Annotated in this window: 8 protein-coding genes; 7 read left to right on the forward strand and 1 reads right to left on the reverse strand. The window is 50.6% G+C overall.

Annotation, left to right across the window (positions count from 1 at the left end; translation table 11 throughout):
* The first annotated feature begins 136 nt into the window (after window positions 1–136).
* The 7 genes from tdcA (at window position 137) to tdcG (ending at window position 8,943) form a co-directional block, all read left to right on the forward strand.
* Window positions 137–1,075, forward strand: coding sequence for a transcriptional regulator TdcA (gene tdcA / locus NNO02_RS21565; protein ID WP_003828596.1), 939 nt, complete (start codon window positions 137–139; stop codon window positions 1,073–1,075).
* 98 nt (window positions 1,076–1,173) lie between these two features.
* Window positions 1,174–2,163, forward strand: a complete 990-nt coding sequence (tdcB, locus tag NNO02_RS21570; protein ID WP_137382486.1) for a bifunctional threonine ammonia-lyase/L-serine ammonia-lyase TdcB — start codon at window positions 1,174–1,176, stop codon at window positions 2,161–2,163.
* Between the two features lie 22 nt (window positions 2,164–2,185).
* Window positions 2,186–3,517: a threonine/serine transporter TdcC gene (gene tdcC / locus NNO02_RS21575; RefSeq protein WP_271442072.1), complete on the forward strand. Its 1,332-nt coding sequence runs from the start codon at window positions 2,186–2,188 to the stop codon at window positions 3,515–3,517.
* 31 nt (window positions 3,518–3,548) lie between these two features.
* Window positions 3,549–4,757 carry a propionate kinase gene (gene tdcD / locus NNO02_RS21580; protein ID WP_271455695.1) on the forward strand — a complete coding sequence of 403 codons (1,209 nt, stop codon included), beginning with the start codon at window positions 3,549–3,551 and terminating at the stop codon, window positions 4,755–4,757.
* A 28-nt stretch (window positions 4,758–4,785) separates the two neighbouring features.
* On the forward strand, window positions 4,786–7,080 hold the full coding sequence (gene pflB / locus NNO02_RS21585; RefSeq protein ID WP_271442074.1) for a formate C-acetyltransferase: 2,295 nt from the start codon (window positions 4,786–4,788) through the stop codon (window positions 7,078–7,080).
* A gap of 13 nt (window positions 7,081–7,093) precedes the next feature.
* Window positions 7,094–7,489 (forward strand): enamine/imine deaminase, encoded by a 396-nt coding sequence (locus NNO02_RS21590; protein ID WP_271455696.1) that lies wholly within the window; start codon window positions 7,094–7,096, stop codon window positions 7,487–7,489.
* Window positions 7,490–7,578: 89 nt separating this feature from the next.
* Window positions 7,579–8,943 carry an L-serine ammonia-lyase gene (tdcG, locus tag NNO02_RS21595; protein WP_271455697.1) on the forward strand — a complete coding sequence of 455 codons (1,365 nt, stop codon included), beginning with the start codon at window positions 7,579–7,581 and terminating at the stop codon, window positions 8,941–8,943.
* A gap of 348 nt (window positions 8,944–9,291) precedes the next feature.
* On the opposite strand, the gene NNO02_RS21600 is transcribed toward tdcG, so the two are convergent.
* A partial coding sequence (locus NNO02_RS21600; RefSeq protein ID WP_271455698.1) for a hypothetical protein occupies window positions 9,292–9,531 on the reverse strand: 240 nt, incomplete at its 5' end.

Consider the following 9,531-nt stretch of genomic DNA (forward strand, 5'->3'; position numbering starts at 1 on the left):
ATTACAAAGTGTTTTATTGTTTCATAATAATCTTACAAAATGTAAGTGAAGGGGATTTGTGAGTGGTCGCACATATCCTCGATTGCTTAATTTGGTACACTTCCTGCCGTCAACAAAGTAATTAACGCAGGTCGATATGAATACTATTACTCTCCCTAAAACACAGCATTTAGTGGTCTTTCAGGAAGTCATTAGAAGTGGTTCTATCGGCTCGGCTGCAAAAGAATTAGGTTTAACTCAACCCGCTGTCAGCAAAATCATTAACGATGTTGAGGCTTATTTTGGCATTGAGTTAGTCGTACGTAAAAATACCGGTGTGACGCTGACCCAGGCAGGTCAGGTGATGCTTTCATGGTCTGAATCCATTACCCGCGAAATGAAAAACATGGTTGATGAGATGAACAGCATGACCAGCAACGCGGTCGTTGATGTGTCGTTTGGCTTTCCTTCACTGATTGCCTTTACCATCATGTCCGGCATGATTAAAAAATTCAAAGAAGTGTTCCCGAAAGCGCAGGTTTCTATGTATGAAGCTCAGCTCTCCTCCTTCTTACCGGCGATTCGTGACGGGCGTCTGGACTTCGCCATCGGTACGCTAAGTGATGAGATGAAACTGCACGATCTGCACGTCGAGCCGCTCTTTGAGTCAGACTTCATCCTGGTTGCCAGCAAGTCCCGAACATGCACCGGCATCACCTCGCTGAGCGCGTTGAAAAACGAACAGTGGGTGTTGCCACAAACGAATATGGGGTACTACAGCGAACTTCTTACCACGTTACAAAATAATGGCATCAGCAGTGAAAACATCGTTAAAACAGACTCTGTCGTTACGATTTATAATCTTGTTCTCAATGCTGATTTCTTAACAGTAATTCCCTGCGATATGACCACACCGTTTGGCTCAAACCAGTTTATTACTATCCCGGTAGAAGAAACCTTACCTGTCGCGCGTTATGCCGCCGTATGGTCGAAAAATTATCGAATTAAAAAAGCAGCATCTATTTTGGTGGAATTAGCCAAAGAATATTCATCATATAATTGTCGGAGACGAAGGCAATTAATTGAAATTGATTAAAGATTGAATTTGTTTTAACACAAAATAAACGCCATCTGTCTATATCTGACAATGGTCACGGCTATCTATTTACTTTAATACCCTAGTAAGAGGTTCTAATGCACATTACATACGATCTCCCAGTTGCAATTGAAGATATCCTCGAAGCGAAAAAAAGACTGGCGGGGAAAATTTATAAAACGGGAATGCCTCGCTCTAACTATTTTAGTGAACGTTGCAAAGGGGAAATTTTCCTCAAATTCGAAAACATGCAGCGTACCGGCTCATTTAAAATCCGTGGTGCTTTTAATAAGCTCAGTTCATTAACCGAAGCTGAAAGACGTAAAGGTGTGGTGGCGTGTTCTGCGGGTAACCATGCGCAGGGCGTTTCTCTCTCCTGCGCTATGCTCGGTATCGACGGCAAAGTGGTGATGCCAAAAGGCGCGCCGAAATCTAAAGTAGCGGCAACCTGCGATTACTCCGCAGAAGTTGTGCTGCACGGCGATAACTTCAACGACACTATCGCGAAGGTCAGCGAGATTGTAGAAACTGAAGGCCGTATCTTTATTCCGCCATATGATGATCCAAAAGTGATTGCCGGCCAGGGAACGATTGGCCTGGAAATTTTAGAAGATTTATACGATGTCGATAACGTGATTGTGCCAATTGGCGGTGGCGGACTGATTGCGGGTATTGCCGTAGCAATTAAATCTATCAACCCAACAATTAGAATTATTGGTGTGCAGTCTGAAAACGTTCACGGCATGGCGGCATCTTTCCACGCTGGAGAAATAACCACGCACCGAACGACCGGCACCCTGGCGGATGGTTGTGACGTCTCTCGCCCGGGTACTTTAACGTATGAAATCGTTCGTGAGTTGGTAGATGACATTGTCCTGGTCAGCGAAGATGAAATTCGCAACAGCATGGTGGCATTAATTCAGCGAAATAAAGTTGTGACTGAAGGTGCCGGCGCGCTGGCATGCGCAGCATTATTAAGCGGGAAATTAGATAGCTATATCCAGAACAGAAAAACAGTCAGCATTATTTCTGGCGGTAATATCGATCTTTCTCGTGTATCCCAAATTACTGGTTTAGTTGACGCTTAATATACTTCGTTGAGGATAGGATATGAGTACTACTGATAGCATTGTATCCAGCCAGACAAAACAATCGTCCTGGCGCAAATCGGACACCACCTGGACACTGGGTTTATTTGGTACAGCCATCGGCGCCGGGGTGTTGTTCTTCCCTATCCGCGCAGGTTTTGGCGGCTTGATCCCCATTCTGTTGATGCTGGTGTTAGCATACCCCATCGCTTTCTATTGCCACCGTGCGCTGGCACGCCTGTGTCTTTCTGGTTCTAATCCTTCCGGCAACATCACAGAAACGGTTGAAGAGCACTTTGGTAAAACGGGCGGTGTGGTTATCACGTTCCTCTACTTCTTTGCGATTTGTCCGCTGCTGTGGATTTACGGCGTCACCATTACCAACACCTTTATGACCTTCTGGGAAAACCAGTTGCAGATGCCTGCGCTGAACCGCGGCTTTGTCGCCCTGTTCCTGCTGCTGCTGATGGCATTCGTCATCTGGTTTGGTAAGGACCTGATGGTTAAAGTGATGAGCTACCTGGTGTGGCCGTTTATTGCCAGCCTGGTGCTTATCTCCCTGTCCCTGATTCCTTACTGGAACTCTGCAGTTATCCAACAGGTTGATCTCAGCAATATCGCGCTGACGGGTCATGACGGTATTCTGGTCACTGTGTGGCTGGGTATTTCCATCATGGTGTTCTCTTTCAACTTCTCGCCGATTGTTTCTTCCTTCGTGGTCTCTAAACGTGAAGAGTATGAGAAAGATTTTGGTCGTGAATTTACCGAGCAGAAATGTTCTAAAATTATCTCTCGCGCCAGTATGCTGATGGTTGCGGTGGTAATGTTCTTCGCCTTTAGCTGCCTGTTCACACTCTCTCCGGCAAACATGGCGGATGCGAAAGCGCAGAACATTCCAGTACTGTCTTATCTGGCGAACCACTTCGCTTCACTGTCCGGGACGAAGTCCACCTTCGCGACCGTTCTGGAATACGGTGCTTCAATCATTGCACTGGTTGCTATCTTCAAATCTTTCTTCGGCCACTATCTGGGCACGCTGGAAGGTCTGAACGGTCTGGTGCTGAAGTTTGGTTACAAAGGCGATAAAACCAAAGTTTCCGCCGGTAAACTCAACACTATCAGCATGATCTTCATCATGGGGTCCACCTGGGTTGTGGCTTACGCCAACCCGAACATTCTGGACCTGATTGAAGCGATGGGTGCGCCAATTATCGCCTCACTGCTCTGCCTGCTGCCGATGTATGCCATCCGTAAAGCGCCGTCACTGGCGAAATACCGTGGCCGTCTGGATAACGTGTTTGTTACCGTGATTGGTTTGCTGACCATCCTGAACATCGTTTACAAACTGTTTTAATCCATAAGCTCAGGATGAGCGGAGTAGTGAAATGAATGAGTTTCCGGTAGTACTGGTTATTAACTGCGGTTCATCTTCAATTAAATTCTCAGTGCTGGATGCAGCAAACTGTGAAGTTTTAATGGCGGGAATTGCAGACGGTATTAACTCTGAAAATGCGTTCATAGCAATTAATGGAGGAGAGCCAGCTAAGCTGGCTCACCACAGCTACGAAGATGCATTAAAGGCTATTGCCGTTGAACTGGAGAGCCGTAATTTAATGGACAGCGTGGCCTTAATTGGCCACCGTATTGCCCACGGCGGAAATATCTTTACCGAATCAGCAATTATTACTGACGAAGTTATCGAGAATATTCGCCGGGTCTCTCCTTTAGCACCGTTACATAATTATGCGAACCTGAGTGGGATCGAGTCCGCGCAGCACCTTTTCCCGGGCGTGCAGCAGGTCGCGGTATTTGATACCAGCTTCCACCAGACAATGGCGCCTGAAGCGTATATGTACGGTTTACCGTGGAAATATTTTGAGGAGCTGGGTGTTCGTCGTTATGGCTTCCACGGCACGTCGCACCGTTATGTTTCTCAACGTGCGCATGAGCTGCTTGAGCTACCGCATGATGATTCTGGCCTGGTTGTGGCTCACCTCGGGAATGGGGCGTCTATCTGTGCGGTTCGTAATGGACAGAGCGTGGATACCTCGATGGGGATGACGCCGCTGGAAGGCCTGATGATGGGGACCCGCAGCGGTGATGTGGACTTCGGTGCGATGGCGTGGATCGCCAGTGAAACCAACCAGACGCTGAGCGACCTTGAGCGCGTAGTGAATAAGGAATCTGGCCTGTTGGGTATTTCCGGTTTGTCGTCCGACTTACGTACACTGGAAAAAGCCTGGCACGAGGGACACGAACGCGCACAACTGGCGATTAAAACGTTTGTGCATCGTATTGCGCGTCATATCGCCGGACATGCTGCATCGTTGCATCGTCTTGATGGGATTATTTTCACCGGTGGAATTGGTGAGAATTCAGTATTAATTCGCCGCCTGGTGATTGAACACCTCGCCGTTTTAGGGGTGAATATCGACAGCGAGATGAATAGCCTGCCAAATTCCCATGGCGAAAGAATTATCTCTAATAAAGATGCTCGTGTTATTTGTGCGGTAATTCCCACAAATGAAGAGAAAATGATTGCACGTGATGCCATTGCGTTGGGCAAAATTAATACACCAGTAGAATTTGCATAATTAATTTTCAGCAGAGAGATTATTTTTCATGAAGGTAAATATCGATACCAGCGATATGCTGTATGCCGAAGCCTGGAACGGCTTTAAAGGTACGGACTGGAAAGAAGAAATTAATGTCCGTGATTTTATTCAGCACAACTACACGCCTTATGAAGGGGATGAATCTTTCCTCGCCGAAGCTACGCCTGCGACCACTGCGCTGTGGGAAAAAGTCATGGCGGGCATCCGTATTGAAAACTCAACGCACGCGCCGGTTGATTTCGATACCAATATTGCAACGACAATTACCGCACACGATGCGGGGTATATTGAACAAGAACTGGAAAAGATTGTCGGTCTGCAAACGGATAAGCCGCTCAAGCGCGCTCTGCATCCGTTTGGCGGCATCAACATGATCAAAAGCTCTTTTGATGCTTATGGTCGTGAGATGGACGCTGATTTTGAATATCAGTTTACAGAACTGCGTAAAACCCATAATCAGGGTGTGTTCGATGCCTACTCTCCGGATATGTTGCGCTGCCGTAAATCCGGCGTACTGACTGGTCTGCCGGATGGCTATGGTCGTGGCCGCATTATCGGTGACTACCGCCGCGTGGCGCTGTACGGTATTCGCTACCTGGTGCGTGAACGTGAACTGCAATTTGCCGATCTTCAGTCGAACCTGGAGTGGGGGCAGAATCTTGAAGCCACGATTCGCCTGCGTGAAGAGTTGTCTGAGCACCGTCGTGCCCTGCTGCAAATGCAGGAAATGGCGGCGAAATACGGCTGCGATATCTCCCGTCCGGCGCGTAATGCGCAGGAAGCGGTACAGTGGGTGTACTTTGCTTACCTGGCTGCGGTGAAATCTCAGAATGGCGGCGCTATGTCGCTGGGCCGTACCGCATCGTTCCTCGATATCTACATTGAGCGTGACTTTAAAGCAGGTACCTTAACCGAGCAGCAGGCGCAGGAACTGATCGACCACTTCATCATGAAGATCCGTATGGTGCGCTTCCTGCGTACGCCGGAATTCGACACCCTGTTCTCTGGTGACCCTATTTGGGCGACCGAAGTTATCGGTGGGATGGGGCTGGATGGCCGCACGCTGGTGACGAAAAACTCGTTCCGCTACCTGCATACGCTGCACACCATGGGACCGGCACCTGAGCCGAACCTGACGGTGCTGTGGTCTGAGCAGCTACCGATTGCTTTCAAAAAATATGCCGCCCAGGTGTCTATCATCACCTCGTCTTTACAGTATGAAAACGACGACCTGATGCGTGCAGACTTTGACAGCGATGACTATGCCATTGCCTGTTGCGTCAGCCCGATGGTTATCGGCAAACAAATGCAGTTCTTCGGCGCACGTGCCAACCTCGCCAAAACGTTGCTGTACGCAATCAACGGCGGTGTGGATGAGAAACTGAAAATCCAGGTCGGACCGAAAACCGCGCCACTGATGGATGATGTGCTGGATTACGACACGGTGATGGAGAGCCTGGACCACTTTATGGACTGGCTGGCCGTGCAGTACATCAGCGCTCTGAATATCATCCACTACATGCACGACAAGTACAGCTACGAAGCGTCGCTGATGGCGCTGCACGATCGTGACGTGTATCGCACGATGGCGTGTGGTATGGCGGGCCTCTCCGTAGCGGCGGATTCTCTGTCAGCGATTAAGTACGCACGAGTGAAACCAATTCGTGATGAAAATGGTCTGGCTGTCGATTTCGAAATTGAAGGCGACTATCCGCAATACGGTAACAACGATGAGCGCGTAGACAGCATTGCCTGTGACCTGGTCGAACGCTTTATGAAGAAAATTAAAGTGTTGCCTACCTATCGTAACGCGGTGCCGACACAGTCCATTCTGACCATCACCTCCAACGTGGTGTACGGCCAGAAAACCGGTAACACGCCGGATGGACGTCGCGCAGGCACGCCGTTTGCACCAGGGGCGAACCCGATGCACGGCCGCGATCGTAAAGGTGCGGTGGCGTCGTTAACCTCGGTCGCTAAACTGCCGTTCACCTATGCCAAAGACGGTATCTCGTACACCTTCTCCATTGTGCCGGCAGCGCTGGGCAAAGAGGATGGCGTGCGTAAAACCAACCTGGTTGGTCTGCTGGACGGATACTTCCATCATGAAGCGCATGTGGAAGGTGGGCAGCATCTGAACGTTAACGTCATGAATCGTGAAATGTTGATGGATGCGATTGAGCACCCGGAAAACTATCCGAACCTGACGATCCGTGTGTCTGGTTATGCGGTGCGCTTCAATGCGTTGACCCGTGAACAGCAGCAGGATGTCATTTCCCGTACTTTCACCCAGGCGCTTTGACGCCGGAGGGGCTATGAGAAAAGTTATTGCAACCGAATGTGCGCCAGGGGCGATTGGGCCTTACGTACAAGGTGTGGATCTGGGCAGCATGGTGTTGACGTCAGGTCAAATCCCGGTATGTCCGCAGACCGGTGAAGTGGCTGAAAACGTATCCGATCAGGCGCGTCAAAGCCTGGAAAACGTGAAAGCGATCGTCGAGTCCGCAGGTTTGAAAGTGAGCGATATCGTGAAGACGACCGTTTTCGTTTCCGACCTGAACGACTTCGCCACCATTAACCAGGTGTACCAGCAGTTCTTTGATGAGCACAAGGCTATCTACCCCACGCGCAGTTGCGTGCAGGTCGCCCGCTTACCGAAGGATGTGAAGCTGGAGATCGAAGCCATCGCCGTACGTGGCGACACGGTGTAATCCCCTGCGGGGCGGTCGTGTGGATCGCCCCGATCCTTTAATGAGTGTGAAACCTGGTCTTCACTGAACGGCAATCCGAGGGTGTGGATATGATTAGCGCATTCGATATTTTTAAGATTGGCATTGGACCTTCCAGCTCCCATACCGTGGGGCCAATGAACGCAGGTAAAAGCTTTATCGATCTGTTGGTCAGCAGCGGGGAACTCCCCAAAGCTACGCATATTGTGGTCGATCTTTATGGATCGCTTTCCCTGACCGGAAAAGGTCATGCGACAGATGTCGCCATCATGATGGGACTGGCAGGTAACAGTCCGCAAAACGTTAACATAGATTCAATCGCTGGTTTTACACAGGAAGTAGCCCGTACCGGGCGTTTACCGGTTGCCGAGGGCACACATGTTGTCGATTTCTCCCCAGACGAAAATATTCTCTTTCATACCGAAACGCTGCCGCGCCATGAGAATGGCATGCGTATCACCGCGTGGAACGACACCGAGACACTATTAAGCAAAACCTATTACTCCGTCGGCGGTGGTTTTATCGTTGAAGAGGAGCAATTTGGTCAGGCGCATGATGTTGAAGCACATGTGCCCTACAATTTTCATTCCGCCAGTGAACTGCTGAAACTGTGCGAGCGTAACGGGCTGTCGGTCTCCGGCCTGATGATGCAAAACGAACTGGCGATGCGCAGCAAAGAAGAAATTGATGCTGGCTTTGCCGCCATCTGGGACGTCATGCACGCCGGGATTGAGCGCGGCATGAACACCGAAGGCGTCCTGCCTGGCCCGCTTAACGTTCCGCGCCGCGCCGTGGCACTGCGTCGGTTGCTGGTCTCCAGCGATAACTTGTCCAGCGATCCGATGAACGTCATTGACTGGATCAACATGTTCGCGCTGGCCGTGAGCGAAGAAAACGCCGCCGGGTGTCGGGTTGTGACCGCACCGACCAATGGCGCATGCGGGATTATCCCTGCCGTGCTGGCTTATTACGACAAATTCCGCCGTCCGGTGAATGCCAATTCCATCGCCCGCTATTTACTGGCTGCCGGGGCGATAGGCGCGCTGTATAAGATGAACGCCTCGATTTCTGGTGCCGAAGTCGGCTGTCAGGGCGAAATTGGTGTGGCCTGCTCAATGGCGGCGGCCGGGCTGACGGAATTGCTTGGTGGTAGCCCTGCGCAGGTCTGCATTGCGGCTGAGATCGCGATGGAGCATAACCTTGGCCTTACCTGTGACCCGGTGGCCGGACAAGTGCAGATACCGTGCATTGAGCGTAATGCGATCAACGCAGTGAAAGCCGTCAACGCCGCACGAATGGCGTTACGCCGGACGTCCGAGCCACGCGTGTCACTCGATAAAGTGATCGAGACCATGTACGAGACGGGCAAAGACATGAACGACAAATACCGTGAAACCTCACGTGGAGGCCTGGCAATTAAAGTGGTTTGTACCTGAGGTTAATGTCCGTGATTACGGTTTGCATGCTTTTGTAGGCCGGATAAGGCGCAAGCGCCGCCATCCGGCAGTGAATCAATCAACCTCCACTGACCAGGATGATGAATCTGAGGCATTGTTCCGTTCACCTTATGTTCATTACTTCTCTTATGTACCGGTTCCTGTGAACGTGTAAAGGGTGCTATCGCCGCACCCTTTACAATCCCGGCTCCCGGCACGGAAAATTGCCACTTCGTGGAATATTCGCCCCATCCCTGGGGCTCACCCCTTCGGGGCCAGCGCAAGCGCTGTTCAAAATTGCTCCCGGCAATTTTCAGCCGGACCAGCCACGCCTGACCATCTGTATTTTTATTTGAATATATCTGAACAGCAAAACAGATTTAACAGGAAGTCAGAGAGTTGAAGCGATGACTCATGTCCGGCTGAAAATCGATGAGTCGTTGACGGCTGACCGGGTCTGCCCGCAGGGATGCGGGCAGAGGGGACGGCCTGCAGGGATGCAGGCTCGGCCCCGACCCGACAGGCAGACGGCATAAGACGAATGAATCGCGCAGCGACGATTTTCCCGCCGGGAGCCTGGGTTGCAAG

Source organism: Citrobacter sp. Awk 2 (assembly GCF_028069815.1).
In the GTDB taxonomy this organism is placed as follows: Bacteria; Pseudomonadota; Gammaproteobacteria; order Enterobacterales; family Enterobacteriaceae; genus Citrobacter.